At 66.1% G+C, this 25,332-nt stretch carries 25 protein-coding genes; 17 read left to right on the top strand and 8 right to left on the bottom strand.

Annotated elements, in window-relative coordinates; genetic code table 11:
• Positions 1 to 13 precede the first annotated feature (13 nt).
• Both WBB07_RS24920 and WBB07_RS24915 read left to right on the top strand, forming a co-directional pair.
• A complete protein-coding gene (locus WBB07_RS24920; protein WP_526311608.1) occupies positions 14 to 1,003 on the top strand; it encodes an SDR family NAD(P)-dependent oxidoreductase in 990 nt (329 codons plus the stop codon).
• A 35-nt stretch (positions 1,004 to 1,038) separates the two neighbouring features.
• Positions 1,039 to 2,508, top strand: coding sequence for an amino acid permease (locus tag WBB07_RS24915; RefSeq protein WP_526311606.1), 1,470 nt, complete (start codon positions 1,039 to 1,041; stop codon positions 2,506 to 2,508).
• Positions 2,509 to 2,517: 9 nt separating this feature from the next.
• Here the strand turns inward: WBB07_RS24915 and relZ are convergent, their stop codons facing one another.
• Complete coding sequence (gene relZ / locus WBB07_RS24910; protein ID WP_526311604.1) at positions 2,518 to 4,254, bottom strand: bifunctional ribonuclease/(p)ppGpp synthase; 1,737 nt, start codon at positions 4,252 to 4,254, stop codon at positions 2,518 to 2,520.
• Between the two features lie 40 nt (positions 4,255 to 4,294).
• Between relZ and purB the strand changes: the two genes are divergently transcribed.
• Positions 4,295 to 5,713, top strand: coding sequence for an adenylosuccinate lyase (gene purB, locus WBB07_RS24905; protein ID WP_526311602.1), 1,419 nt, complete (start codon positions 4,295 to 4,297; stop codon positions 5,711 to 5,713).
• Between the two features lie 25 nt (positions 5,714 to 5,738).
• On the opposite strand, the gene WBB07_RS24900 is transcribed toward purB, so the two are convergent.
• Entirely contained in the window at positions 5,739 to 6,356 is a 618-nt protein-coding gene (locus tag WBB07_RS24900) for a hypothetical protein (RefSeq protein WP_526311600.1), read from the bottom strand.
• Positions 6,357 to 6,487: 131 nt separating this feature from the next.
• Between WBB07_RS24900 and WBB07_RS24895 the strand changes: the two genes are divergently transcribed.
• The 6 genes from WBB07_RS24895 to WBB07_RS24870 all read left to right on the top strand — a co-directional run bounded on the left by WBB07_RS24895 (position 6,488) and on the right by WBB07_RS24870 (position 13,660).
• On the top strand, positions 6,488 to 7,606 hold the full coding sequence (locus WBB07_RS24895; protein WP_526311598.1) for an AI-2E family transporter: 1,119 nt from the start codon (positions 6,488 to 6,490) through the stop codon (positions 7,604 to 7,606).
• A 4-nt stretch (positions 7,607 to 7,610) separates the two neighbouring features.
• Positions 7,611 to 8,504, top strand: a complete 894-nt coding sequence (locus WBB07_RS24890) for a phosphoribosylaminoimidazolesuccinocarboxamide synthase (protein WP_526311596.1) — start codon at positions 7,611 to 7,613, stop codon at positions 8,502 to 8,504.
• Positions 8,501 to 10,606: a S9 family peptidase gene (locus tag WBB07_RS24885; protein WP_526311594.1), complete on the top strand. Its 2,106-nt coding sequence runs from the start codon at positions 8,501 to 8,503 to the stop codon at positions 10,604 to 10,606. Before WBB07_RS24890 ends, WBB07_RS24885 begins: the two co-directional genes overlap by 4 nt.
• A gap of 46 nt (positions 10,607 to 10,652) precedes the next feature.
• Positions 10,653 to 11,141 carry a glutathione peroxidase gene (locus WBB07_RS24880; protein WP_526311592.1) on the top strand — a complete coding sequence of 163 codons (489 nt, stop codon included), beginning with the start codon at positions 10,653 to 10,655 and terminating at the stop codon, positions 11,139 to 11,141.
• A 60-nt stretch (positions 11,142 to 11,201) separates the two neighbouring features.
• The gene (locus WBB07_RS24875) at positions 11,202 to 11,906 is read left to right on the top strand and encodes a DUF2334 domain-containing protein (protein WP_526311590.1); all 705 of its coding nucleotides are present in this window, start codon (positions 11,202 to 11,204) and stop codon (positions 11,904 to 11,906) included.
• A 113-nt stretch (positions 11,907 to 12,019) separates the two neighbouring features.
• Complete coding sequence (locus WBB07_RS24870) at positions 12,020 to 13,660, top strand: FAD-binding dehydrogenase (RefSeq protein ID WP_526311588.1); 1,641 nt, start codon at positions 12,020 to 12,022, stop codon at positions 13,658 to 13,660.
• A gap of 40 nt (positions 13,661 to 13,700) precedes the next feature.
• On the opposite strand, the gene WBB07_RS24865 is transcribed toward WBB07_RS24870, so the two are convergent.
• Together WBB07_RS24865 and WBB07_RS24860 are read right to left on the bottom strand one after the other, a co-directional pair.
• Positions 13,701 to 14,300 (bottom strand): hypothetical protein, encoded by a 600-nt coding sequence (locus WBB07_RS24865; protein ID WP_526311586.1) that lies wholly within the window; start codon positions 14,298 to 14,300, stop codon positions 13,701 to 13,703.
• Between the two features lie 7 nt (positions 14,301 to 14,307).
• A complete protein-coding gene (locus WBB07_RS24860; protein ID WP_526311585.1) occupies positions 14,308 to 14,946 on the bottom strand; it encodes an MBL fold metallo-hydrolase in 639 nt (212 codons plus the stop codon).
• Positions 14,947 to 14,983: 37 nt separating this feature from the next.
• Here WBB07_RS24860 and WBB07_RS24855 point away from each other — a divergent pair, with 37 nt between their 5' ends.
• The 3 genes from WBB07_RS24855 to purQ are packed head-to-tail and all read left to right on the top strand — an operon-like array spanning position 14,984 to position 16,614.
• A complete protein-coding gene (locus WBB07_RS24855) occupies positions 14,984 to 15,649 on the top strand; it encodes an ATPase (protein WP_526311583.1) in 666 nt (221 codons plus the stop codon).
• A 54-nt stretch (positions 15,650 to 15,703) separates the two neighbouring features.
• Positions 15,704 to 15,943, top strand: a complete 240-nt coding sequence (gene purS / locus WBB07_RS24850; protein ID WP_526311581.1) for a phosphoribosylformylglycinamidine synthase subunit PurS — start codon at positions 15,704 to 15,706, stop codon at positions 15,941 to 15,943.
• Positions 15,940 to 16,614, top strand: coding sequence for a phosphoribosylformylglycinamidine synthase subunit PurQ (purQ, locus tag WBB07_RS24845; protein ID WP_526311579.1), 675 nt, complete (start codon positions 15,940 to 15,942; stop codon positions 16,612 to 16,614). The genes purS and purQ overlap by 4 nt, the downstream gene beginning before the upstream one ends.
• A gap of 52 nt (positions 16,615 to 16,666) precedes the next feature.
• Here purQ and WBB07_RS24840 read toward each other — a convergent pair whose 3' ends face one another.
• From WBB07_RS24840 to WBB07_RS24825, 4 genes are read right to left on the bottom strand one after another with little or no spacing between them, the layout of a single operon-like run.
• Positions 16,667 to 17,479, bottom strand: a complete 813-nt coding sequence (locus tag WBB07_RS24840; RefSeq protein WP_526311577.1) for a DeoR/GlpR family DNA-binding transcription regulator — start codon at positions 17,477 to 17,479, stop codon at positions 16,667 to 16,669.
• Positions 17,480 to 17,539: 60 nt separating this feature from the next.
• Positions 17,540 to 17,968, bottom strand: coding sequence for a heme-binding protein (locus tag WBB07_RS24835; RefSeq protein ID WP_526311575.1), 429 nt, complete (start codon positions 17,966 to 17,968; stop codon positions 17,540 to 17,542).
• Positions 17,965 to 18,435 carry a ribose-5-phosphate isomerase gene (locus WBB07_RS24830; RefSeq protein ID WP_526311573.1) on the bottom strand — a complete coding sequence of 157 codons (471 nt, stop codon included), beginning with the start codon at positions 18,433 to 18,435 and terminating at the stop codon, positions 17,965 to 17,967. The genes WBB07_RS24835 and WBB07_RS24830 overlap by 4 nt, the downstream gene beginning before the upstream one ends.
• Positions 18,432 to 20,207 carry a dihydroxyacetone kinase family protein gene (locus tag WBB07_RS24825; protein ID WP_526311571.1) on the bottom strand — a complete coding sequence of 592 codons (1,776 nt, stop codon included), beginning with the start codon at positions 20,205 to 20,207 and terminating at the stop codon, positions 18,432 to 18,434. Before WBB07_RS24825 ends, WBB07_RS24830 begins: the two co-directional genes overlap by 4 nt.
• Positions 20,208 to 20,364: 157 nt before the next feature.
• On the opposite strand from WBB07_RS24825, the gene WBB07_RS24820 reads away from it, so the two are divergent.
• Genes WBB07_RS24820 through WBB07_RS24800 form a run of 5 tightly spaced genes read left to right on the top strand, consistent with a single transcriptional unit; the run spans position 20,365 to position 25,318 of the window.
• Positions 20,365 to 21,264: a dihydrodipicolinate synthase family protein gene (locus tag WBB07_RS24820; protein ID WP_526311569.1), complete on the top strand. Its 900-nt coding sequence runs from the start codon at positions 20,365 to 20,367 to the stop codon at positions 21,262 to 21,264.
• 48 nt (positions 21,265 to 21,312) lie between these two features.
• Positions 21,313 to 22,335, top strand: coding sequence for a DctP family TRAP transporter solute-binding subunit (locus WBB07_RS24815; RefSeq protein WP_526311567.1), 1,023 nt, complete (start codon positions 21,313 to 21,315; stop codon positions 22,333 to 22,335).
• A 2-nt stretch (positions 22,336 to 22,337) separates the two neighbouring features.
• Positions 22,338 to 22,925: a TRAP transporter small permease gene (locus tag WBB07_RS24810; protein WP_526311565.1), complete on the top strand. Its 588-nt coding sequence runs from the start codon at positions 22,338 to 22,340 to the stop codon at positions 22,923 to 22,925.
• On the top strand, positions 22,922 to 24,208 hold the full coding sequence (locus tag WBB07_RS24805; protein WP_526311563.1) for a TRAP transporter large permease: 1,287 nt from the start codon (positions 22,922 to 22,924) through the stop codon (positions 24,206 to 24,208). The genes WBB07_RS24810 and WBB07_RS24805 overlap by 4 nt, the downstream gene beginning before the upstream one ends.
• A gap of 15 nt (positions 24,209 to 24,223) precedes the next feature.
• Complete coding sequence (locus WBB07_RS24800; protein ID WP_526311561.1) at positions 24,224 to 25,318, top strand: mandelate racemase/muconate lactonizing enzyme family protein; 1,095 nt, start codon at positions 24,224 to 24,226, stop codon at positions 25,316 to 25,318.
• Positions 25,319 to 25,332: the final 14 nt, after the last annotated feature.

The raw sequence follows: 25,332 nt of genomic DNA, 5'->3' as shown, positions 1-25,332 counted from the left end.
TACCTCCGTCGGCATGATTTTCACGGAGCGCCTGGCTGAGGCGGTCGACACCGCGCTGGACCGGTCCGTCGTCCTGGGCTACACCAAGATCGGTTCCGCACTGCGAAAATCGTGGTGGCCCGATGATCCCGATCGGGCAACACTGGCCGGGCAGCGGGTGGTCGTCACCGGGGCCACCTCGGGTATCGGGGAGGCGATGGCCCGCTCGTTTGCCGAGCTCGGCGCCATCGTGCACCTCGTGGGGCGCAACGAGGCGAAGGTGAAGACCTCAGCCGGCAGCATCCGCGGCGCGGTAGCCGGTGCGCAGGTGATCGAGGAAGTCTGCGACGTCAGCGACCTCGACGCGGTACGCGCATGGACCGCCGACCTGTCCGCCCGGGTGCCGTCGCTGCGCGGGCTGGTGCACAACGCCGGCGCGATGCCGCCGGACCGCGCCGAATCTCCGCAAGGCCACGAGGTGCAGCTGGCCACCCACGTGCTCGGGCCGCATCTGATGACCGAGCAGCTGCTGCCGCTGTTGGCCGCCGCCCACGGGGCGTCGGTGGTGTGGATGTCCTCCGGCGGGATGTACACCACCCCGCTGGTCGCCGACGACATCGAGTTCCGCGACGGGTACAGCGGTGCCAAGGCCTACGCGCGGACCAAACGGATGCAGGTGGTGCTGGCCGACGCCTGGGCGCGCCGCCTCGCCGACACCGACATCGCCGTCGAGAGCATGCATCCGGGCTGGGTCAGCACCCCGGGAGTCAGCCAGTACCTGCCGTTGTTCGACAAGATCACCTCGCCGCTACTGCGGGACGCCACCGACGGCGCCGACACCGCCGTGTGGCTGGTGGCCACCCGCCCCGACTCCACGCCGGGCCACTTCTGGCACGACCGGGCGCAACGGCCGACCACGTTCGGTTGGCAGCGGGCCCAGGACCCGGCGAAGGTCCAGTACCTCCTCCAACAGGTCTGCACGCTGACCGACACCCCGGTCGACTGGATCGCATCACGTCATTGAGCAGGTAGGACCAGCACCCACTCCCAGGAGGCAACATGGCGCACCCGGACACCGCCGAGGAACAGCCGAAGCTCAAACGGGTGATGGGTCCGGGTCTGCTGCTGCTGTTCATCGTCGGCGACATCCTCGGAACCGGGGTCTACGCGTTGACCGGCAAAGTGGCCGGGGAGGTGGGCGGAGCGGCCTGGCTGCCGTTCCTGATCGCCTTTGTCATCGCCACCATCACCGCGTTCTCCTACCTCGAGCTCGTCACCAAATACCCGCAGGCCGCCGGCGCGGCGCTGTACGCGCACAAGGCATTCGGCATCCACTTCGTCACGTTCCTGGTGGCGTTTGTGGTGATGTGCTCAGGTATCACCTCGGCGTCGACGGCGTCGCAGGCTTTTGCGTCGAACATGCTCAAGGGTTTCGGGATCGAACCAGGGAAGGCGGCCATCGCCGTCATCGCCCTGCTGTTCATGGCGGTGCTGGCAGCGATCAACCTACGCGGGGTCAGCGAGAGCGTGAAGCTCAACGTCGGACTGACCATCATCGAGATCACCGGCCTGCTGCTGGTGATCTTCGTCGGGCTCTGGGCCTTCACCCAGGGCGGCGACAACCTGGATTTCTCCCGGGTCGTGATGTTCGAAAGTGAAGGCGAGAGAAGCGCTTTCGTGGCGGTCACGGCGGCGACTTCGCTGGCCTTCTTTGCCATGGTGGGATTCGAGGACTCGGTGAACATGGCCGAGGAGACCAAGGACCCGGTGCGGATCTTCCCGAAGGTGCTGCTCAGCGGTCTCTCGATCGCCGGTGTGGTCTACATTCTGGTGTCCATCATCGCGGTCGCCCTGGTGCCGATCGGTGACCTGAAGGCCAGCAGCACCCCACTGGTGGACGTGGTGGAGGCGGCCGCACCCGGATTGCCCATCGACGAGATCTTCCCGTTCATCACCATGTTCGCGGTGTCCAACACGGCCCTGATCAACATGCTGATGGCCAGTCGGCTGATCTACGGCATGGCCCGCCAGCACGTGCTGCCGCCGGTGCTGGGGGCCGTGCACTCGACCCGGCAGACCCCGTGGGTGGCGATCGTGTTCACCACTGTGATCGCCTTCGGTCTGATCCTCTACGTGTCCGGATTTGCCAGCAGCAGCGCGGTCGAAGTCCTGGGCGGCACCACCTCATTGCTGTTGCTGGCAGTGTTTGCGGTGGTCAATGTGGCCGTGCTGGTGCTCCGGCGCGACGACCCGGCGCGGAGCCGGCCTCCCGGCGAGGACAGCGGCACCGCGAAACGGGGACACTTCCGGACCCCGACGGTCCTGCCGGTGATCGGGTTCCTGGCCTCTCTCTACCTGGTGACACCGCTGTCGGGCCGACCAGCTCAGCAGTACCTGGTGGCGGGCGTCCTGGTGGTGATCGGGGTGCTGCTGTTCTTCATCACCACGGCGATCAACAAACAGTTGGGCATCAAGGGTGACATCACCGACCCGACACATCTGGCCGACGCACCGGATCAGGGGAGCTGACCACCGATGTCAGGGCCGGGCTGCCGAACGCAGCTTGGCGGCCCGAGCCTCCAGCAGCGGCACTCGATGTGAGTTGTCCTGCAACGCGATATAGCGCTGCCCGAACGCCGCGAGCAACGCATCGTCGAGCCTGCGCACCGCCCCCGGCGGAAACCGGTAGCCGAAAGCGGCGTTGGTGGCTTCGGTGTCGACACCGGCAAGCGCATCGTCGAGCTTGTCCAACGTGTCGATGCCCAACTCGAGCAGCAACCCCGAAATCCAGCTGTAGTGGTCGGTGCGGGACCAGCCGGCGTCCGGGAAGCGATTGCCCAGGTACGTGGCCAGCACCGGGGTGGCGATTCGCGGGTCGTGCGAGATCTCTTCGACATCGGTAGGCGAGGTGGAGCGCAACCGCTCGCGGATCGCCGAGAATTCCCGATCCGCCAGTTCCAGCAGACCGGCGGCGAGGGTGAATCGACGGTCCAGATCCGGAGCGTGTCCCTCGGGCACCGAACCCTTGTAGCGGATGTCGTGTTCGAACTCGGCCCAGGCATGCTGCAGCACCGTGCGGATCTGGACCGACGCCGGTTGTTGTTCGCCTTCGACGGCGACGAGCAGGTGCCGGCTGGCGTATCCCCAGCGGCCCGCGCTGGCGGTTTCACGTCCCATGTCGCGGTCATCGAGCAGGCGCATCGCGTCGGTCAGCAAGGTGGCCACCGCGTCGACGTCGTCGCGGAGATAGGTGATCACCCGCAACCCGATCTGGTCGGTGAGCTCGGTCAGCGGGTCGGCGTAGAGGCGGCGCCCATCGACGCTGCGATCAGCCTTGGCGGCGAAGGACTCGACCGACTTCGTCCGCGCGGTAGCGCTCAGGTAGTCGATACCGGCGTCGTCGAGCAGCGCCGTCACCAGCTCGAGATAGTGCGCGGTGCTGGAGATCAGCGCCGGGCGCCGCTGCGTGTAGGTGGCGATGGCCTCCTGCACCGCACCCGGCGTCGTCTCCGGCGGCGCCGGCATCAGATCCGGCGGCAGCGTCGGCGTCATGATGTAGCCGGTCTCTCCGTCGCCGTAGGTGGTCACCCTCTCGGGCGCGGTGTGGATGAGTCGGGCGAGATAGGCGCACAACACCGCATCGACGGGATCCTCGGCACGGCGAACCTCGCTTTTACGGGTGGCGTCCTCGACCCCGGCGCGCAGCTCGCTCCAGGCGGCCGAACCGATGACCCGCAGCGGGGGATCGGCGGTGGCCAGCCCCTCGATGTGGTCCATCAGCCGGAGCATCTCGGACCGACGCTGGACGGCGGTACGGCCCGGCTTGGCCTTGTACTTCAGGGTGCGACCCAGCCGGAACAACGCCACCGTCGCCGGATGCGGGAACACCTCGACGGCGCGCCGCGTCGACGTCGACGCCGGATCGATGTCGAGGTCCAGGCTGGCGGCGAGCTGCGCGCCACGCGGGATGCCGGCAAGCTCGGGCTTGCCGGTGTTGGACGGCCGCGCCGCGGCCTGGAACTTGCCGAAGTCGGCGTTCAACGCGCTCTCCGCGGGCCGCTGACCCGTCGGATTGGCCACGATCAGCGGTGCGTCGATGGCCACCAGGCAGTGGTTGTGCACATACGGCCACAGGGCGGCGCGGATGCTGTCATCGTCGGATGCCGTTCCCACGTGCACCAACGTGCCGCTGTCGTCGACAACGGCCACCCCGGAAGGCTTGTGTGGGCCCGATGCCAGATCAACGCCAACGAAGTACCTGGCCGTCGAGTTCATGGACACAGTGTGCTGCACGCGAGCCGTAAGCTGTGTCCTCGTGACTGTTCCGAATGTCCTGGCCTCGAGGTATGCAAGCGCGGAGATGACGGCGATCTGGTCGCCGGAGGCCAAGATCGTCGCCGAGCGACGGTTGTGGCTCGCGGTGCTGCGGGCCCAGTCGGAATTGGGTGTTGCGGTGCCGGACGGCGTGCTCGAGGACTACGAACGGGTTCTCGACAACGTCGACCTGGCCTCGATCGCCGACCGCGAACGTGTCACCCGGCACGATGTGAAGGCCCGGATCGAGGAGTTCAACGCACTCGCCGGGCACGAGCACGTGCACAAGGGGATGACCAGCCGCGACCTCACCGAGAACGTCGAGCAGCTGCAGATCCGGCGCTCCCTGGAACTGGTGTTCTCCCACGGGGTGGCCGTCGCCGCGCGGCTGGCCTCGCGCGCGGTGGAACACCGGGACCTGGTGATGGCCGGGCGCTCCCACAACGTCGCCGCGCAGGCCACCACATTGGGCAAACGGTTCGCCTCGGCCGCCGAGGAAACGTTGGTGGCCCTGGTTCGTGTTCGGGAGCTGATCGACCGGTACCCGCTGCGCGGGATCAAGGGCCCGATGGGCACCGCCCAGGACATGCTGGATCTGTTCGACGGCGACGCCGCTCGGCTGTCTTCTCTGGAATCTCGTGTCGCGTCGTTTCTGGGATTCTCGTCGGTGTTCAACAGTGTCGGCCAGGTGTACCCGCGCTCCCTGGACCACGATGTCCTCTCCGCGCTGGTGCAGTTGGGCGCCGGGCCGTCGTCGTTCGCCCACACCGTGCGCCTGATGGCCGGCCACGAACTGGTCACCGAGGGCTTCGCGCCCGGTCAGGTCGGCTCGTCGGCGATGCCGCACAAGATGAACACCCGCTCGTGTGAACGCGTCAACGGCCTGCAGGTGGTGCTGCGTGGTTACGCGTCGATGGCCGCGGAACTGGCTGGGGCGCAATGGAATGAGGGTGATGTTTTCTGCTCGGTGGTGCGCCGGGTCGCGTTGCCCGATGCGTTCTACGCCCTCGACGGGCAGACCGAGACCTTCCTGACCGTGCTCGACGAGTTCGGCGCCTACCCGGCGGTGATCCAGCGGGAGCTCGACCGGTACCTGCCGTTCCTGGCGACCACCCGAATCCTCATCGCCGCGGTGCGTGCCGGGGTGGGCCGCGAAACGGCCCACGAGGTGATCAAGGAGCATGCCGTCGCCGTGGCGCTGGCCATGCGGGAAAAGGGTTCGGAGCCAGACCTTTTGGACCGGTTGGCCGCGGATACCCGATTGCCTTTGGACAGAGCGGCTTTGGAAGCGGCACTGGCCGACAAGGGAGCTTTCATCGGAGCGGCCGCCGATCAGGTGGACCAGGTGGCTGCCGCCGTCGCCGAGCTGGTGGCCCAGTATCCCGGCGCCGCCGAGTACACCCCCGGCGCCATCCTGTAGGCCGCGGCACCCGGCCGAGCTCAGCTCAGCGGGTGACGCGGATACCGGCGGCCCGCAGTTCGAGGTTGGCCAGACCACGGACGATGACGGCGTCGTCGCGGCGCCAGCCGCCCACCGGGTCGACGCTGACCGCCGTCAGCTTCCGCAGTGGCCGGTTCGCCAGAGCACGCATCGCCAGCAGCTGCTCACCGGCCGGAGTTGCGGCCAGCGCGATCGCAGTCCATTTGCGCCGGAAGAACCGCAGCCGCAGCACCAACCACGGCGTCACGATCGCCATGATCGGCGGGGCGGCGACCGCCAGAGCCAGCACCCATGCCAGCCAACTTGCGGTGCTGTCCAGGCTGTTGCCCGCACCGGCCAGGTCCAGCGCGGCCTCACCGGCCGCGGTCAACGGACTGCGCAGGCCATCACCGATGAAGGGCACCCCACCGACGCTGTTGCCCGCCGACTCCAGATTCTCGGCCAGGCCGTTGGCGCCGGACTCGACCTGCCGGCCCACCCCGGCGATGGTGTCGATGGCGGCATGCACCGCCATCCCGACCAGCACCCAGATCATCGACCATCCCAGGACCAGGACATCGCTGAGGAACTGCAGCAGGAAACGGCGGGGTGTGGTGGCATACGGCAGGTAGCGCGAACTCATGGCATCGATCCCAGCACGTCGCTGGAATCCGCGCGGCCAATAGGCATCCCCGAGGTTGCCGACTCCAGGTTTTTCTCCGGTCGAGGCGCGTTGCTCTTCGGCGGGCACGGCGCGGGGCAGAATGACCGCACATGGGCACCGCTGATGGGTCGCGTCCCTCGGACGCAGTGATACGACGGGTGGGCGTCGTCAGCTGGGCGGCGCTGGGTGTGATCGCGTTGGCTGCGGTCGTTGCGGCGGCGCTGGGTGCGATCAGCGGCGTGCTGGTTCCGCTGGTCATCGCGGTGATCCTCGGGATCGTGCTGGAACCGGTCTCGGAAATGCTGAAACGAGTCGGTCTGCCGGCGGCCCTGGCCACCGCAATCACCTTGCTGGGGGCGATCGTGGTGGGGGCGGTCGCCATCGGGACGGTGGTGTGGGGCTTCGTGCAGCAGTGGCCCGACATCTACCGGCAGCTGATGCTCGGATGGGCGCGGTTGCTGGAGTGGGTCGAAGGCCTCGATATCGATTCGCAGTGGCTCGTCCATGCCCGATCCGCCCTCGAAGGACACGCGCCGCAGCTGGGGCAGGGCATCCTCGGGGTGGTCACCAGCACCTTCTACGGGGCGCTGTCGTTGGTCATGGGCACATTTCTGGCGCTGTTCTTCCTGTTCTTCGCGCTGCGCGACGCGAGCCGATTCCCGGCTTGGCTGGCTCGGAGCACAACCCTGGACACAGCCGAGGTGGGCACCGTCATCTCGCTGGCCCGGACGTCGATCCGCGGATACTTCAAAGGCATCACCATCACCGCGCTGGTCACTGCCCCCATCTTCATGGTGCCGCTGCTGATTCTCGGCGTTCCCTTGGCGGTGCCGATCTTCATCTTGTACTTCGTGCTGTCGTTCATACCGTTCCTCGGCGCCTGGATCACGGGTGTTTTTGCAGTACTGATCGCGTTCGGTTCAGGTGGCCCGACGGCGGCGCTCATCCTGGGGCTGACGTTCATGATCTCCAACGGCACCGTCCAAAGTGCGGTCAGTTCTTGGGCGTTGGGATCGTCACTGCGCCTGCACCCGGTCGCGGTGCTGCTGGCCACGATGATCGGCGGCGTGGCGGCGGGTCTGCTGGGGATGGTGCTCGGAGCCCCGGTGCTGGCGGCGGTGGTCAAGTCGGCGACGGCGCTTCGGCAGCTGCGGGACGCCACTGCCGGGAACGGCGATGCGGCGGGAGAACCCGGCCACAGACACCCTGATCAATCCCCATTAGGCTGACCCGATGCGCCCTGCTCTGTCCGATTACCAGCACATTGCCAGCGGCAAGGTCCGCGAGCTGTACCGCATCGATGACACGCACCTGCTGTTCGTGGCCACCGATCGCATCTCGGCTTACGACCACATCCTGGCCAGCGAGATCCCGGACAAGGGCCGCATCCTCACCGCGATGAGCGTGTTCTTCTTCGACCTGATCGATGCGCCCAATCATCTGGCCGGGCCGCCGGACGATCCGCGCATCCCCACCGATGTGCTGGGTCGCGCGCTGGTGGTGGCGCAGCTGGACATGATGCCGGTCGAATGTGTGGCGCGCGGCTACCTCTCCGGATCCGGCCTGCTCGACTATCAGGCGACCGGGTCGGTGTGCGGGATCGCGCTGCCGCCGGGCCTCGGAGAGGCCAGCAAGTTCGACCAGCCGATCTTCACCCCCGCGACCAAGGCCGAGCTGGGCGATCACGACGAGAACATCAGCTTCTCCCAGGTCGTCGATCTGGTAGGCGCCGAGCGCGCCAACCAGCTCAGGGACCGGACTCTCCGGATCTATCTGCAAGCTGCAGACCACGCGCTGGCCAAAGGAATCATCATCGCCGACACCAAATTCGAGTTCGGGGTCGGCGCCGACGGTGAGCTGCGCCTCGCCGATGAGGTGTTCACCCCCGATTCGTCGCGGTACTGGCCTGCCGACACCTACACCCAAGGTGTGGTGCAACCGAGCTTCGACAAGCAGTTCGTCCGCAACTGGCTCACCGGACCGGAATCCGGTTGGGACCGCAACGGAACCGAACCCCCGCCACCGCTGCCCCCTGAGATCGTCGAGGCCACTCGCAGCCGTTACATCGAGGCCTACGAACGGATCTCGGGCCTGAAGTTCGCCGACTGGATCGGATCCAACTCATGACCGTCACCCCGCCGATCGCCAAGCGCGTCGACACCCGTCGAGAATTCCACGGCGATGTGTTCAACGATCCGTACGAATGGCTGCGAGAGAAGTCCGACCCCGAGGTCATCTCCCATCTCGAGGACGAGAACAGCTACTGCGACGAGGTGACGGCCCACCTGGAGCCGTTGCGGCAGAGCATCTTCGACGAGATCAAGGCGCGGACCAAGGAGACCGACCTGTCGGTTCCCACCCGTCGCGGTGACTACTGGTATTACGGACGCAGCTTCGAGGGCAAACAGTACGGGGTGCACTGCCGGTGCCCCGTCCGTCATCCCGATGACTGGACGCCGCCTGAACTCGATGAGAACACCGACGTTCCAGGTGAGTTCGTGCTGCTCGACGAGAACATCGAGGCTGACGGCCACGAGTTCTTCTCGCTGGGGGCCGCCAGTGTGAGCCTGGACGGCCACATTCTGGCGTACTCCGTCGATGTTGTCGGCGACGAGCGCTACACGTTGCGCTTCAAGGACCTTCGCACTTCAGAGATGTACCCGGACGAGATCGTCGGCATCGCTGCGGGCGTCACCTGGGCGGCCGACAGTCAAACCGTCTACTACGCAACCGTGGACGACGCGTGGCGTCCCGACACCGTGTGGCGACACCGGCTGGGCAGCGGCCTGCCGTCGCAGAAGGTGTTCCACGAGCCGGACGAGAAGTTCTGGGTGGGGATCGGCCGCACCCGCAGCAACAAGTACGTGCTGATCGCCGCCGGCTCGGCCATCACCTCAGAGGTGTTCTACGCCGACGCCGGCGACCCGAGCGCCGAGTTCACCAGCATCCTCGGTCGACGTGACGGTGTCGAGTACTCGATCGACCATGCCGTCGTCGGGGGCCAGGACCGGTTCTTGATCCTGCACAACGACGGTGCCGTCAACTTCACCCTCGCCGAGGCGCCGGTGGCCGATCCGACGAACCAGCAGACACTGGTCCCGCACCGCGACGATGTGCGAATCGAAGGGGTCGACGCGTTCGCAGACCATCTGGTGGTCAGCTATCGACGTGAGGCGCTGCCGCGAATTCAGCTGTGGCCCATCGTGAACGGCGAGTATGCGCGGCCGGAGGAGCTGTCCTTCGAGTCCGAACTGATGTCGGCGGGCCTCGGCGGCAACCCGAACTGGGATGCGCCGCGGCTGCGGATCGCCGCGACGTCCTTTGTCATCCCGGTCCGGGTCTACGACGTCGACCTGGCCACCGGCGAACGAACCCTGCTGCGGGAGCAGCCGGTACTCGGCGACTACCGCCCACAGGACTACACCGAGCGGCGCGACTGGGCGGTGGCCTCCGACGGCACCCGGGTCCCGGTTTCGGTGGTCAGCCGAGTTGGTGTCGAAACTCCCGCCCCGGCATTGCTTTACGGCTACGGCGCCTACGAGTCATGTGAAGATCCGCGGTTCTCCATCGCGCGCCTGTCCCTCCTCGACCGGGGCATGGTGTTTGTCATCGCCCACGTCCGCGGTGGCGGTGAAATGGGCCGACTGTGGTACGAGCACGGCAAACTGCTGGAAAAGCGCAACACCTTCACCGATTTCATCGCGGTGGCCCAGCACATCGTCGACACCGGCTTGACCCGGCCCCAGAACCTGGTGGCGCTCGGCGGCAGTGCCGGCGGGCTGTTGATGGGCGCCGTCGCCAACCTGGCACCCGCGGCCTTCGCCGGCATCCTGGCCCAGGTTCCGTTTGTCGATCCGTTGACGACCATCCTGGATCCGTCGCTACCACTGACGGTGACCGAATGGGACGAGTGGGGCAACCCGGTCGAGGACGGCGATGTCTACAGCTACATGAAGTCGTACTCGCCGTATGAGAATGTCGCTGCCGTCGACTACCCGCAGATCCTGGCGATGACCTCACTCAACGACACCAGGGTGTACTACGTCGAACCCGCAAAATGGGTTGCGGCACTGCGGCACACCAAGTCCGACCCGCACCCGGTGCTGTTGAAGACGCAGATGACGGCCGGTCACGGCGGGATCAGCGGGCGATACGAGCGGTGGAAGGAAGTGGCGTTCCAGTACGCGTGGCTGCTGGCCACCGCCGACCGGGATCGCTTCGGCAGTTAGGAGCGTCGTCGTCGGTGCGCGGTCTCCGGCCGGTAGGTTGTCGGGCATGAGCCTCACCGACATTCCGCTGAACACGCTGAACGGCGAGCCCACCTCGCTGGCCGACTACGCGGACCGCGCCGTCCTGGTGGTCAACGTCGCCTCCAAGTGCGGGCTGACGCCGCAGTACAGCGCGCTGGAACAACTGGCTCGCGACTACGCCGACCGCGGATTGACGGTGATCGGGGTGCCCTGCAACCAGTTCATGGGCCAGGAACCCGGCAGTGCCGAGGAGATCCAGACGTTCTGCTCCACCACCTACGGGGTGACGTTCCCGCTGCTGGCCAAAACCGACGTCAACGGCGCCGACCGGCATCCGCTGTACGCCGAACTGACCAAGACCGCGGACACCGCCGGCGAAGCCGGGGACGTGCAGTGGAACTTCGAGAAGTTCCTGCTGGCCCCGGGCGCCACGGTGGCCAACCGATTCCGTCCCCAGACCGCCCCCGACGATCCCGAGGTGATCAGCGCCATCGAAGCGGTGCTGCCGAACTAGCCACCTGAAGTCCGGGTGTCCGACACCCTTTCGACACCTGCGATTGCGACCATGGGTGGCATGGCTGGGCAACTCATCGTCTCGGTTTCCGGGATCGATGATCGCACCGTGGGCGATGCCGTCGAGTTCAGCGAGCAACTGCGGGACCGCTCGGTTCCGGTGTCCTGGTTCGTCGCACCCCGGCTCAAGGGCGGTTACCGCCTGGATTCCGACCTGCCGACCGTCGACTGGCTGACCGAGCGGCGCTCGGCCGGCGACGCGCTGGTCCTTCACGGATACGACGAAGCCGCCACCAAACGCCGCCGCAGCGAGTTCGCGGTCCTGCAGGCACACGAGGCCAACTTGCGGCTGATGGCTGCCGACCGCGTGCTCGACCACCTCGGCCTGCGGACCCGGCTGTTCGCGGCACCAGGGTGGTCGGTATCGCCGGGCGCCGTCGCCGTGCTGCCGCGCAACGGATTTCGCTTGCTTGCCGGATTGGCGGGGATCAGCGACCTGATCCGTGACACCACCGTGCGCACCCGGGTCCTCGGCATCGGCGCCGGCTTCCTCACCGAACCCTGGTGGTGTCGCACCCTGGTGCTCTCGGCCGACCGGACCGCCCGCCGCGGCGGTATCGTGCGGCTCGCGGTGTCCGCCCGCCAACTGGCCAAACCCGGCCCGCGGCAAGCGGTGTTCGATGCCATGGACCTGGCGTTGCTACATGGCTGTGTTCCCGCGGTGTACCGGTGGGACCCACGTCCGGCCCTGTTCGACGCCGCCTGAGACGGTAGGTACCCTGCGGCGAACCGGGAAAACCCGGGGCACGTCTGGCACAACTGAATGTCTTTTACCGGACTTCCCCGATCAGCAGCTCCGCAGACATTAGCGTGGGCGGTATGGACGCTGACGTCATCGTGGTCGGAGCCGGGATCGCCGGCCTGGTGGCCGCTTGTGAACTGGCCGAACGCGGTAAACGGGTGCTCATCGTGGACCAGGAGAACGAGGCCAACCTGGGCGGGCAGGCGTACTGGTCCTTCGGCGGACTGTTTTTTGTCGACAGCCCCGAACAGCGGCGCCTGGGTATCAAGGACAGCCACGAACTGGCGCTGCAGGACTGGCTCGGCACCGCTGGATTCGACCGCCCCGAGGACTACTGGCCACGCCAGTGGGCCCACGCCTACGTGGACTTCGCCGCCGGAGAAAAACGCAGCTGGCTGCGTGAACGCGGCCACCAGCTGTTCCCGTTGGTGGGCTGGGCCGAACGCGGTGGCTACGACGCGCGCGGGCACGGAAACTCGGTTCCGAGATTCCACATCACCTGGGGGACCGGGCCGGGACTGGTCGACGTCTTCGCGCGGCGGGTACTGGGCAACCCGCGGGTGCGGTTCGCCCACCGCCACCAGGTCGACGAACTCCTGGTCGACGGCGGCGCAGTGGTCGGCGTGCGCGGCACCGTGCTGGAACCGTCGACGGCGGCACGCGGAGTGGCCTCATCGCGAAAGTCGTTGGGCGAGTTCGAATTGCGTTCCTCGGCGGTGATCGTCACCAGCGGCGGGATCGGCGCCAACCTCGAGCTGATCCGCAAGAACTGGCCGCCGCGGATGGGGCGGGTACCCGACCAACTGCTGGCCGGGGTGCCCGCACACGTCGACGGCCGGATGATCGGCATCACCGAATCCGTCGGCGCCCGTGTCATCAACAGGGACCGGATGTGGCACTACACCGAAGGCATCACCAACTACGACCCGATCTGGCCCGACCACGGCATCCGCATCATCCCCGGCCCATCGTCGCTGTGGCTGGACGCCACCGGCAAGCGGCTGCCCGGACCGCTGTACCCGGGCTTCGACACCCTGGGCACCCTCGAACACATCGTGGCCTCGGGCCACGACTACACGTGGTTCATCCTCAATGCCAGGATCATCGAGAAAGAGTTCGGCCTGTCCGGGCAGGAACAGAACCCGGACCTGACGGGCCGTGACATCCGGCAGGTGCTGCAGCGGGTCCGGCCCGGCCCGCCGGCGCCGGTCCAGGCGTTTGTCGACCGTGGTATCGATTTTGTGTCCGCCACCTCATTGCGTGAACTGGTGACGGCGATGAACAACCTCCCGGACGTGGAGCCACTGGACTACGCCGCAGTGGAAGCCGAAGTGACCGCCCGGGACCGCGAAGTGGTCAACAAGTACTCCAAGGACGGGCAGATCACCGCGATCCGCGGTGCCCGCGCCTATCTGGCGGACCGGCTCACCCGGGTGGTGGCCCCGCACCGGATCACCGACCCCAAGGCCGGGCCGCTGATCGCGGTCAAGCTTCACATTCTGACCCGAAAGACCTTGGGCGGCTTGGAAACCGACCTGGACTCTCGGGCACTCGACGACAATGGCGCAGCCATCGACGGGCTGTATGCCGCCGGCGAGGTCGCCGGATTCGGTGGCGGCGGCGTCCACGGATATCGGGCGCTGGAAGGCACCTTCCTGGGTGGCTGCCTGTTCTCCGGTCGCGCGGCCGGACGGGGTGCGGCCCGCGACATTGGTTGATTCACAGATGGACGGGTGACTCACAGATGGAACTGGTGACTCACAGATCGATCGTGGTGGTGACGGACACCAGTTGCGGGGCCGACGGCGCGGACGAAAAGCCGAACCCCACCGGGGGTGACAGCTCGGCGAGCCCACGCAACGGCGTCGACTCATACCGGCCCGCCGCGGAGACGATGCGCCGGGAGCGGCGCACCCCGTAATACTCGCGCCGGCCGTGGCCCGCACTACCGGCGGTGTGCACCCCGGGAACCAGCCGGGACGCGACCGGATCGATGAGCCGGAGCCACCACGGTGCCGTCGCCAGAAAACCCGGAACCAGCCGCAGCACATGATCCACCGGGGCCGGGCCACCCACCCGCAGACTCACCACGAGCCGCGGTGCGGTGACGGTCAGGACGTCGGCCGACATGACGGCCTCGACCGGACCGATCCGAACGTCATCGAATGAGTATGTGGTGGAGATGAACTCGGCCACCGCATGGGTGGGTGCCAGCAGCACCCGGCGATCTTCGGGTGTCTGCACCATGACGTCGGCGAACGCACCGAAGGGGGAGTGCTGCCACATCCCGATGACCATCCGGACACCGGCGACGGTGCCGAATCCGGCTATCTGGCCGGTGAAGGTGACCCGGGACATCGACGTTTCAGAACGTGGTCGCCGATTCTTCTTCCAACACCCGGAAATCGGTGTCGGTCATCTCGGAGAGCCGCCCGTAATAGATACCGCGAGCCTCCGGCGCAACAACACCCTGGTGGATCGGCACCGCGTGTGTCGGTGCGACTGCCCGTAGATATTCCACCGCCTCGGCGACCTTCATCCATGGGGCGGCAGCCGGGGCGGCCAACACCTCGACCGGCTCGCCGGGCACAAACAACGCGTCCCCGGGATGCATGAGTTTCGCGGGATGCTCACCGTCGCCCACCAGGTACGAAATATTGTCGATCACAGGGATTTCGGGGTGGATGACGGCGTGCCGGCCACCCACACCGCGAACGGTCAGCGCGCCGATGGACAGTTCGTCACCGACGTGCACTGCCCGCCAGGCGCCGCCGAGCTGCGCCGCTGTCTGCGGATCGGCGTAGAGCGCCGCCTGCGGATTGGCCTCGACCAGTGCGGGCAACCGGCTGGGATCGGCGTGGTCGGGGTGCTGATGGGTGATCAGGATCGCCGACAGGCCGGTGATGCCCTCGAACCCGTGCGAGAACGTGCCCGGGTCGAACAGCACCGTGGTGTCCGGAAAGCTCGCGAGAAGGCACGAATGCCCGAAATGCGTCAACTCCATGCTTACGATTGTGCGCCAGGGATGTCGAGGGGGAGCGATGGTCCGTCTGATCCTGGCCGGTTTCCTGGTCAGCTGCGCCGTGGTGGTCGCGCCCGCGGCGGCCGCACCACCGGAGACGTGTCCGCCGACCTGCGATCGCATCCCCGCGGCGGCCTGGCCGGCCGCGGAGTCGTTGCCGCTGTATGAGGTGCTGCACTGGCCGCCGTTGGCCGAGCTGGCTCTGCCCGTCCTCAAGCCGCGGTTCTACACCGAGGAACTGTGCTCCATCCCGTTGCCGGCCGACGACCCCCGCGGTTACGTGGTGGCGGCCAGGACGACGGTGCCCGCTCCACCCGGGCAGTGGCAGCTGACGGCGCAGATCCTGCACTGGCGCGGCGAAACGTGGCGGGGCGGCCAACTGGTGACCGAGGCGTTCGACCAGGCCAGGGCCGCCCTGCACACCTGTCAGGAGGCGGCACCCCAGTACTCGCCGTCGCTGACCATCGACCGGGCGGACCGCATCGCCGCGGTGATGACCGGACCGCAGCTCATCCGCCAGTACCTGGTGGCGCACCCACAGAGCAGCTCCATCGCCGAACTCGTGTTCTCGGTCACCCCGCCGATCGGCGGCTCGACGGCTCCGTGGCCGGCCTCGGCCGATGCCGTGCTGCTCGAGAGCATGGTCGTGGCGCTGTGCGAGGCTTACCTGTCTTCATGTGGATAGCGGTGCGGATAGACTCAGGCCCGTCAACCCGCATCTAACAGCGAGGAGCCACACGTGGCCCGGGTAGTTGTCCATGTGATGCCCAAAGCGGAGATTCTCGACCCGCAGGGCCAGGCGATTGTCGGCGCGTTGGGCCGGCTCGGGCATGGTGGCATTTCAGAAGTGCGGCAAGGTAAGCGCTTCGAACTCGAGGTCGACGACAGCGTCAGCGACCAAGCCTTGACCGAGATCGCCGAATCCCTGTTGGCCAACACCGTGATCGAGGACTGGACCGTCACCCGGGAACCCTCGTGAGCGCCCGCGTCGGCGTCATCACCTTTCCCGGCACGCTCGACGACGTAGACGCCGCTCGGGCCGCCCGGTTGGCCGGCGCCGAGCCGGTCAGTCTGTGGCACGCCGACGCCGACCTCAAGGGTGTCGACGCGGTGATCGTGCCCGGCGGGTTCTCCTACGGTGACTACCTGCGTGCCGGGGCCATAGCCCGGTTCGCGCCGGTGATGGCCGAAGTCGTGGCCGCCGCCGAACGCGGGATGCCGGTGCTGGGGATCTGCAACGGCTTCCAGGTGCTGTGCGAGACCGGCCTGCTGCCCGGGGCGCTGACCCGCAATGCCGGCCTGCACTTCGTCTGCCGCGACATCTGGCTGCGGGTGGACAGCTCGTCGACCGCATGGTCGTCGCGGTACGACACCGGCGCCGAGATCCTGGTGCCGCTGAAGTCCGGTGAAGGACGTTACGTGGCCTCCGAGGCCGTCCTCGACGAACTCGAAGGCGAGGGCCGAGTGGTGTTCCGCTACGCGGAGAACCCGAACGGTTCGCTGCGCGATATCGCCGGGGTCAGTTCGGCCAACGGCCGGGTGGTGGGTTTGATGCCCCATCCCGAACACGCCACCGAGGCGCTCACCGGACCGTCGGATGACGGCCTGGGGATCTTCTACTCAGCGCTGGACGCGGTCCTGACGGCCTGACCCTGGCCGAGCAGGCTCTCAGCAGCGCCTCGTTGGTAGACGACAGGGTGGATCAGTCGGCATCCGGGTTGACCGCGGACCGAGGCTCACGGTCGGCGACAACAACCCGTTCAACCTGTTCACGCAGCTGACTGAGATGGGCATCGCTGATATCGGCGTCGACGACGATGACGTCGAAGTCTTCGATCGCAGCGAACCGGTGCAGGGCACGCTTGGCGAACTTCGAGTGGTCGAGCAGCAGCACTTTGGCCGTTGCGGCCGCGAGCATCGCCTTCTTGACGGCAATTGCCTCGGGAATCGGATGCAGGCACTGGTTGCCGTTGACCGCCGAAGCAGACACAAACGCGATGTCGGCGTACAGATCGGCCAGCGAGTCCACCGTCGACGGGCCGAAGAACGAGTCGTAGGACGGGTGATACTGCCCGCCCAGCACGATCAGATCGATGCCGGGGTGATCGACTGTGGCGTCGATGATCTTTCGGAAATTGGTGACCAGCGTGATCGGGCCGATCTCCTTGATCGGCTCGACCATCGCCAACGCCGACGTGCTGTCATCGAGGATGACGGCATCCCCGTGAGATATCAGGGTGGCGGCCGCGGCGCCGATCGCGGTCTTCAGCGACCGGTTCTCCTCGAGCCTGGCCCGCACATTGAGCTCGAACAGCGCCGACCGCTGAACCGTTGCGCCACCGCGGGTCTTGCGTAACCAACCCTGGTCGGCGAGCGTATCCAGATCTCGGTAGATGGTCATGACGGACACGTCGAGAATCTTTGCCAGTTCGTCGGAACGCACCGTGCCGTGTTCCAACAACAGATCGCGGATCCGCTCTTGCCTGGATGACGCCGCCGCGCCCGATCGTGCCACTGCCAAGTTCCCCTTCTCTAGGCTGGACACCCCGATACCGCCAGCCCGACTACCTAATTTCTAGCGTTTCGACAGAGCCGCACGTGCCACTTCGGCATCTTCGTCCGGCGTGAGACCGCTCACCCCGACACCACCTACGATCCGGCCGTCAACCAGGATCGGTTCCCCGCCCGGGATGGCGATCAGCTCGGCGTCTGCCAGCCGAACCATGTCGATCTTGCCGCTGGACACTGCTTCCCGCACCGCGGTCGTGTCCCGCTTGAACAGGACCGCACTGTACGCCTTTCGGATGGCGAGTCGCCGCGGCAGGGTGCCGGTGCCATCAGCTGCCCCGTATGCGATCAGTTCGCCCTGGGCTCCGGTGACGGCGCAGGCCACCGCTCCGGAGTACGTCGACTCGGCGACCTGTAGTGCTGCCGACACGATCGAGGCAGCGCTCTCGTGCGACAGCGTGCTCAGGTCTACGGTTCCGATAACGGGGTTGTTCATCGCTTCTCCTGTTCGTAACTGCAGATTTCGGCCACCTTGTCGAAGGAGGCGCTGGCCGGGTCGAACTCGTACTGGAGCCATTCGGTGGCCAGTCGCTTCGCCAATTCGACACCGATGACACGCTGGCCCATACACAGCACCTGGGCATCGTTCGACAGGATCGAGCGCTCCACCGAAAAGCTGTCGTGTGCGGTCACCGCGCGGATACCGGAGACCTTGTTGGCCGCGATGGCGACCCCGAGTCCGGTACCGCACAACAGAATCGCGCGGTCGGCCTCACCGCGGGCGATGCGGGTGGCCGCCTCGATGGCCACCGGCCCGTAGTTCCGCTGCTCGCCGTCGACGATCCCGATATCGACAAGGCTGTCCACCCGGGGATGCTCCCGCAGCACCGTGACAAGCTCGCGCCGGTACTCGACTGCAGCGCAGTCGCTGCCGATCAGCAACTTCCATCGGCGATGGGTCATGCTTGTGCCTTCCTGTCGGAGTTCGAGGTGAGCGCATCACCGATCGTGGCCACCACGGCGGCAAAAGAGACACAACCGGGGTCCGGGGTGCCTTCCGACGCCGCACCGTGGGTGCGGGCACGGCCACGACGCGCGGCCATCGACCGGGTGCCGTCAGAGGCGACTTGCGCGGCGGTACCCGCGAGCCGCCATGATTCGGCGAGCGGCAGGCCCGATGCTGCCGAATCCTGCAGCGAATCCGCGAACGGCACCAGGGCGTCGACGATGGTCTTGTCGCCGACTTCGGCGCCGCCCATAGCACGCACCTCGTTGGCCACCTCGGTGGCGATTTTCGCTATATCTGTTGTGGTCAAGATCTTTTCAGCTGTCAATGCACGAGTTGCCGTGGACAGCATCGCGCCCCAGATGGCGCCGGATGTGCCACCGGCACGGTCGGCCCATCCGCGAGCCGCCGCAGCCAGGGTGGCCGCGGCGCCGTGACCCTCCCGGGCTGCCTGTGCGGCAGCGGTGACCGCCGCAGCCGAGCCCCGCGCCATACCGATGCCGTGATCGCCATCCCCGGCGACGGCGTCGATGCGGCCGAGTTCCGGTTCCAGCCGGGCAAGTTCTTCGGCGACGGCGGCCAGCGCCACGCTGACCTGACTTGCCCGGGCGGCGCTGACCTCGGACACCGGAAGTAGTTCTGCTACTTCCGGTTTCCGTTCTTCAGTGATCGCAACGCGGCGGGAGGTGCCGGTGTGGTCGACGGTTCCGATTCGCAGCGATGGTGTTTCCAGGGGCTCGGACCACAGGGCCAGTAGTTCGTCGTCGGGTACGAACAACGTGACCGAGAACCCCGACATGTCGAAGCTGCTGCAGAACGTACCGACCAGGGCGTTCGAAACCTCGATACCGCGAGCGGCCAGCGATCGCTCTACTGCGCCGTAGGCGACAAAGAGCTCGTCGGCGCTCAGCGCGCCGAGGCCGTTCACGATGGGAATCACCAGTTCTGGTGTGAGGCCGCTGAGCTGCAGGTCGGTGAGCACCTTGTCCACCAGTAGTGCGGCGACTTCGTCGCTGGGGCGCCGCGGCACGGTCTCCAGGCCGGGCTCGCCGTGAATGCCCATGCCGATCCCCATCATCGACTCCGGCAAGGTGAACAGCGGTTCGTCGGCGCCAGGCAGGGTGCACCCGGAGTACGCCACCCCGAGCGAGCGGGTCCGGTGGTTGGCGACCCGTGCGAGCCGCTCGACCTCGTCCAACGGCAACCCCCGGGCGGTGGCGGCGCCGGCGATGCGAAAGACGACAAGATCACCTGCTATTCCACGTCTTTGCTCCCATTTGGCGAGATCGGCGCTGGCAATGTCATCGGTTACCGGCAGCAGCCGTGCGTCGACTCCGTCGGCTCGCAGCATCTGGGCCGCGGCGGAGAAGTTGAGCACGTCGCCGGTGTAGTTGCCGAATGTCAGCAGGATTCCGCACCCCTGGTCGACTGCCCGGGCGACGTTGGCAACCTGAGCGGCAGAGGGGGAGGCGAAGATATCGCCGAGGACGGCGGCGTCGGCCATTCCGGGCCCGACCATGCCCCCGAATGCCGGGTAATGGCCGGAGCCGCCGCCGATGACGACGGAGACGCGCGGCTCCGGTGGTGCGATCGAGGAGATGACTCCACCTGGAGTCGGCGTCAGCAGCTGGGGATAGGCCTTGGCCATCCCGGCAATCGAGTTAGATCTGAAGTCCGACAGTTCATTTCGGGTACTTGCCACGTCGGCGAATCCTTCCCAGATGGTCATCGCTGCGGAATCTAACAGTGAGAAGCGCGACTTTTAACATCAATGTTGTTATAGCAGATAGTTCAGCGGGCCTGTGAGCTGAAGTAACCAAACTTATTCTTGTGGTTTTCGACACTAATCATGTTAATGTGGCGCCCGACACTCTCGGAGGGAGAACGTGGTGGCAGGGATCTATCCAGCTGTGATGACGGCCTACAACAACCGCGGCGACGTCGACCTCGATGCGACGCTGAACCTGGTGGAGCGGCTGCTCGGCGCCGGCGTACATGGGCTGTTCATCGGCGGTACCGCCGGGGAGGGGCCGATCCAGTCGGTCGACGAACGGGCCAGCCTCGTCACCGCCATCACCGATCACGTTGCCGGGCGCATCCCGATCCTGGCCCACGTCGGCGCCATGCCGTTCCGCGACACGGTTCTCCTGGCTCGCAAAGCACTCGACGAAGGTGTCGCAGGGGTAGCTGCGATCCCACCGCTCTATTACAACGTCAACGCAGACGCCGTCGCCGACTACTTCCGCGCGCTCTCCAGGGAGCTGGGGCGGCCGGTGATGGCTTACCACGTACCGCACCTGACCCATCGGCCGGCCGCCGCACCCTGGTTTGCGCAACTGGCCGCCGAAGGCGTGCTCGACGGGGTGAAGTACTCGGCCGACGACCTGGCCGACATCCAGGATCTGATCGAGCGGACCAGCGGTACCGACTTCCAGCTGCTGTCAGGGTCTGATCCCTTGTGCATGGCTGCGCGACTCGCCGGATCGGCTGGCGCGGTGGGTGTTTCGATCAACGCGATGCCCGCCACCTTCGTTGCACTGTGGAATGCGGTGGACGCCGGCGACCTAGCGGAAGCGGCCCGTCTGCAGGCGGTCATCACGCGCTTCGTCACGCGCATGTTCAATTACGACTTCATCGGCTATCTGCGGCACGTCCTGTCGCTGCAGGGCGTACCGGTAGGCCAGAACCGTCCACCGCTGCCGCGGCTCACTGGCGAGCAAGAAGACGAGATCACCCGATTCGTCTCCGGCGATCCCGACCTGGCTACCGCCTTCGGCCTGAGCTGACCCGATCACACAACAAACCAACACATTGCTGAACAAAGGAGTTCTGAAGTGAAGACCATCATGAAGCTGGCCGTCGTTGCCGCATCGGCAGTGACAGCAGTGGCCGCGGCCGGTTGCGGCGGCAACGGCGGTGGAGCTGACGGAGCCGACGGTGGCGGTGTCGCCACACTGCGAATCGGCACCAACGTCGACGCCCAGCACCCCTACATGCGGTGTGGATGGGACACTTGGGCAGACGAACTCGACGGCATGTTCGATGTCCAGGTCTTCACGTCGAATCAGCTGGGCACCAATGTCGAGATGGTCGACTCCATCACCGCAGGCAACCTCGAGATGACCACGGTCGGCGCATCCGAGATCGCCCAGTTCTGGCCCAGGGTCTCGGTCTTGGAGGCTCCGTACCTGTACAACGATTTCAGCCACGCGCAGAAGGTGCTCGCATCCGACGAGGGCCAGCAGCTGATCAGTGATCTGCAGGAGCAGACCAATCTGCGTACCCTCGGCATGTGGTACTACGGGACAAGGCATTTCACCACAACTGACCAGGCAGTGCGGTCGCCCGCCGACCTCAACGGCCTCAAGATCAGGGTGCCGGACAATGCGGTCTACCTTGCCGCAGTGAACGCGATGGGCGCCACCTCCACGCCGGTGGCGTTCGGCGAACTCTACGTCGCCCTGTCCTCCGGAGTCGTCGATGGGCAGGAAAATCCGATATCAACCATCGCAAGTCAGGCCTTCAACGAGGTGCAAAACTACATCAACCTCACCGGTCACGTCGTCTCGACCGGACTGACCGTCGTCAACAATGGCTGGTACGAGGGGCTCAGTGACGAGCAGAAAGACGCCCTCGAGGCCGTGCAGGAAACCTCGACACAGTCTGTGCTCAACTGCATCCAGGAAGAGGAGAGCGCCTACCTCGACGAGTGGGAAGCTTCAGGCCAGATGCAGGTCATTCGAGACGTGAACCGAGATGCCTTTGCTGCCAACGTCCAAGAGGTGCTGCCGGCCGAGTTCGACCGCACATCCGACTGGGGCGGGTTGTACCAGACATTCCGCGGAATGGCTGACTGACAGTGCCACCCGCCGATGCGGGCCAGGTCGGCACGGAAGCCGTCGACCTGGACCCCGACGACTATGACTATCTGTCGCCCATTGGTCGGCGGAACAAGATCCTCGCCTTCTTCGAAGTGATCGAAAACGTGGTGTCGATCGCGTTGATGCTGGTGATCTTCGGCGCGATGCTGCTCCAGGTGGTGAGCAGGCGGTTCTTCGAACCGGCGCCGTGGACCGACGAACTGGCCCGGTACTCCAACATCGCGCTGTGCGCCGCCGCGGCGGCGCTGGCGATGGCCCTGCGTAAGCACATCACCGTTGACTTGATCGACCGGTGGCTGAGCCCGCGGGCACAAGACCTGGTACGCGGAGCCACCTCGTTGTTGGTTGCGGTGATCGCCGCGGCAATCGTGTGGCTGAGCCTGCCCTACGTTGCGGGCATGGGGGCGCGCGTCTCCGTGGCAATGCAAGTACCCATTGCGGCACTGTTCTCAGTTGTATTGGTGGGGCTGGCATTACAGGCAATGCATGCCCTGGTCTGGGCTTGGCATGACTTCGCCAAGGCATTTACGGGGCCTGATGCCGCCGAACGGGAGGAAGCACAGTGACCGCCGGACTCGTGGTGCTCGGCGTCGTCGCCCTGCTGATGGTGCGGGTGCCGGTCGCGTTCGCCCTGCTGGGCCCTTCGCTGGTCTACTTTCTGTTCACGCCACTGACCAACACCAACGTGGTGGTGCAGAAGCTGGTGTCCAGTCTCGACACTTTCACGTTGGTTGCGGTTCCGATGTTCCTGCTGCTGGGCGGTATCGCGAACGTGTCGGGGGTCTCGGAGCGGTTGTTCGCCTTCGCCGAGGTCATCATGGGACGGGTCCGTTTTGCGCTCGGATACGTGAACATCCTGGTCAGCTTCGTGTTCTCGTGGATGTCAGGAACCGCCACCGCGGATGTGGCTGCGACCGGCCGAATCCAGGTGCCGCAGATGCTTCGTCGCGGATACTCGCGAGACTTCACCCTCGGCACCACGGCAACCACGTCGATCATCGGGGCGATCATGCCGCCGAGCCTGCCGGCCGTCGTGTACGCCGTGACCGCTGGTGTGTCGCTGGGCGGAATGCTGATTGCCGGGGTGCTTCCGGCCATTCTCATCACGGTCATGCTCACCATCGGCGTGTTCGTCTACAGCTTGCGCCACAAAGATGCCGAGCTGGCCGAACAGCCACAACGATCACGACGCGAGAAAGCCGGTGTACTGCTGCGGGCCCTGCCCGCCCTGATGACACCTCCGATCATCATCGGCGGCATCCTGTTCGGATTCTTCACCCCGAGCGAGGCCGCCGCGATCGCTGTCGGATACCTGGCGGTATTGGGTTTCGTCTACCGGACCCTCACCGTGCGCCTGCTGATGAGGGTCCTGGGATCAGCTGCTGCGGTCAGCGGTTCAGTGCTGCTGATCATCGCAGCGAGTGCGGTTTTCGGACAGGTCCTGACCCTGGAACGGGTGCCTCAGCTGCTCGGCAGCTGGATGACATCACTGTCGGAGAACCCGCTGGTGTTCCTGTTGCTGGTCGCTGCATTACTTCTCCTGGTCGGGCTGTTCCTGGAGCCGACGGCCGGAACATTGATCATGGTGCCGGTGCTGGCACCGGTGGCATCGCAATACGGTGTGGACCCACTGCACTTCGGCGTGATCGTGATCTTGACCCTGGTCATCGGTTTGGTCACACCGCCGGTCGGACTGGTCAGCTACGTCCTGTCCTCGGCCACGGGCCAGCCGGTCGGCGCGGTCTTCCGTGGTGCGGTCCTCTTCCTGCCGTGGCTGATCGCAGCACTGCTGCTCATCGTCTTTTTTCCACCGATAGTCACCTTCCTACCGGGCCTGCTGGCCCCCTGATACCCGGGAGACACAATGCGTATCACCGATATCGACGTCCGCCTGTCCAAGATGCCGATTCCGAATGGCCCGTGGTCGGATTCGATCCACGTCGTCACGCACTTCGAGATCGTGGTCGTCAGCGTCACCGCAGACAACGGTCAGACCGGGCACGGTTACACCTACGCCGCCCACGGCGGCGGCACCTCCATTGCGTCGCTGCTGCGTGACTACGTGGTGCCCGAACTGGTCGGAAAAGAAGTCAACCCGCGGCGACTGTGGCATGAGATGTGGGACCTGGTGCAGGATCTGGGCGCCGGCGGTTTCACCACCGTGTCGATCGCGGCTTTCGACATCGCGTTCTGGGATCTGGTGGGTAAGACCCTCGGGGCGCCACTGCACTCCTTGTTCGGTGCCGTGCACGACCGGCTACCGGTCTACGGCAGCGGGATCAACCTGCGGATGGACCTCGCCCAGCTGCTCGATCAGGTCGACGGCTGGGTCGGGAAGGGGTACGGGGGCGTCAAGATCAAGGTCGGCCGTCCGGAGATCGACGAGGACATCGAGCGGGTGGCCAAGGTCAGAGAGCGGGTGGGATCCCGTGCGATCATGGTCGACGCCAACCAGGGCTGGGATCAGAGCCGCGCAGTAGCGGTCTCGAAAGCCTTGGCGCCGTTCGATATCGCCTGGATCGAAGAACCGCTGGCACGCGACGACGTGTACGGCCATGCGAAGCTGCGCCGTCGCATCGACACGCCGGTGGCGTTGGGGGAGAACGTCTACACCCTGCGTGACATCACCTCATTTCTGCGTCAAGACGCTGTGGATGTTGTCCAGTGTGACGTCGTGCGGACCGGTGGCCCCACGGCGTACCTGAGCATCGCCGCCCTGGCCCAGGCGTTCAACGTACCGCTGGCACCCCATCACGCCATGGAGATCTCCGGCCAGGTGGTGGCGTCGAGCCCGAAGGCACTCTGGGTGGAGGACGTCGACGGAGGATCGCTGCTCGACCTCGGCGTCGTGACGCACTTCGATCAGATCAAAGACGGTTACTTCGTTCTCGACGACGCGCCCGGTCACGGTTTGGAGTTCGATTTCGCCAACCTCGACGCCCACGCACTGAAGTTCTAGACAGGAGAGTTGAG

This window comes from Mycobacterium sp. (genome assembly GCF_049647605.1).
GTDB lineage: Bacteria > Actinomycetota > Actinomycetes > Mycobacteriales > Mycobacteriaceae > Mycobacterium.
Note: the sequence above shows the minus strand (reverse complement) of the source record. Positions and strands in the feature narration are given on the sequence as shown.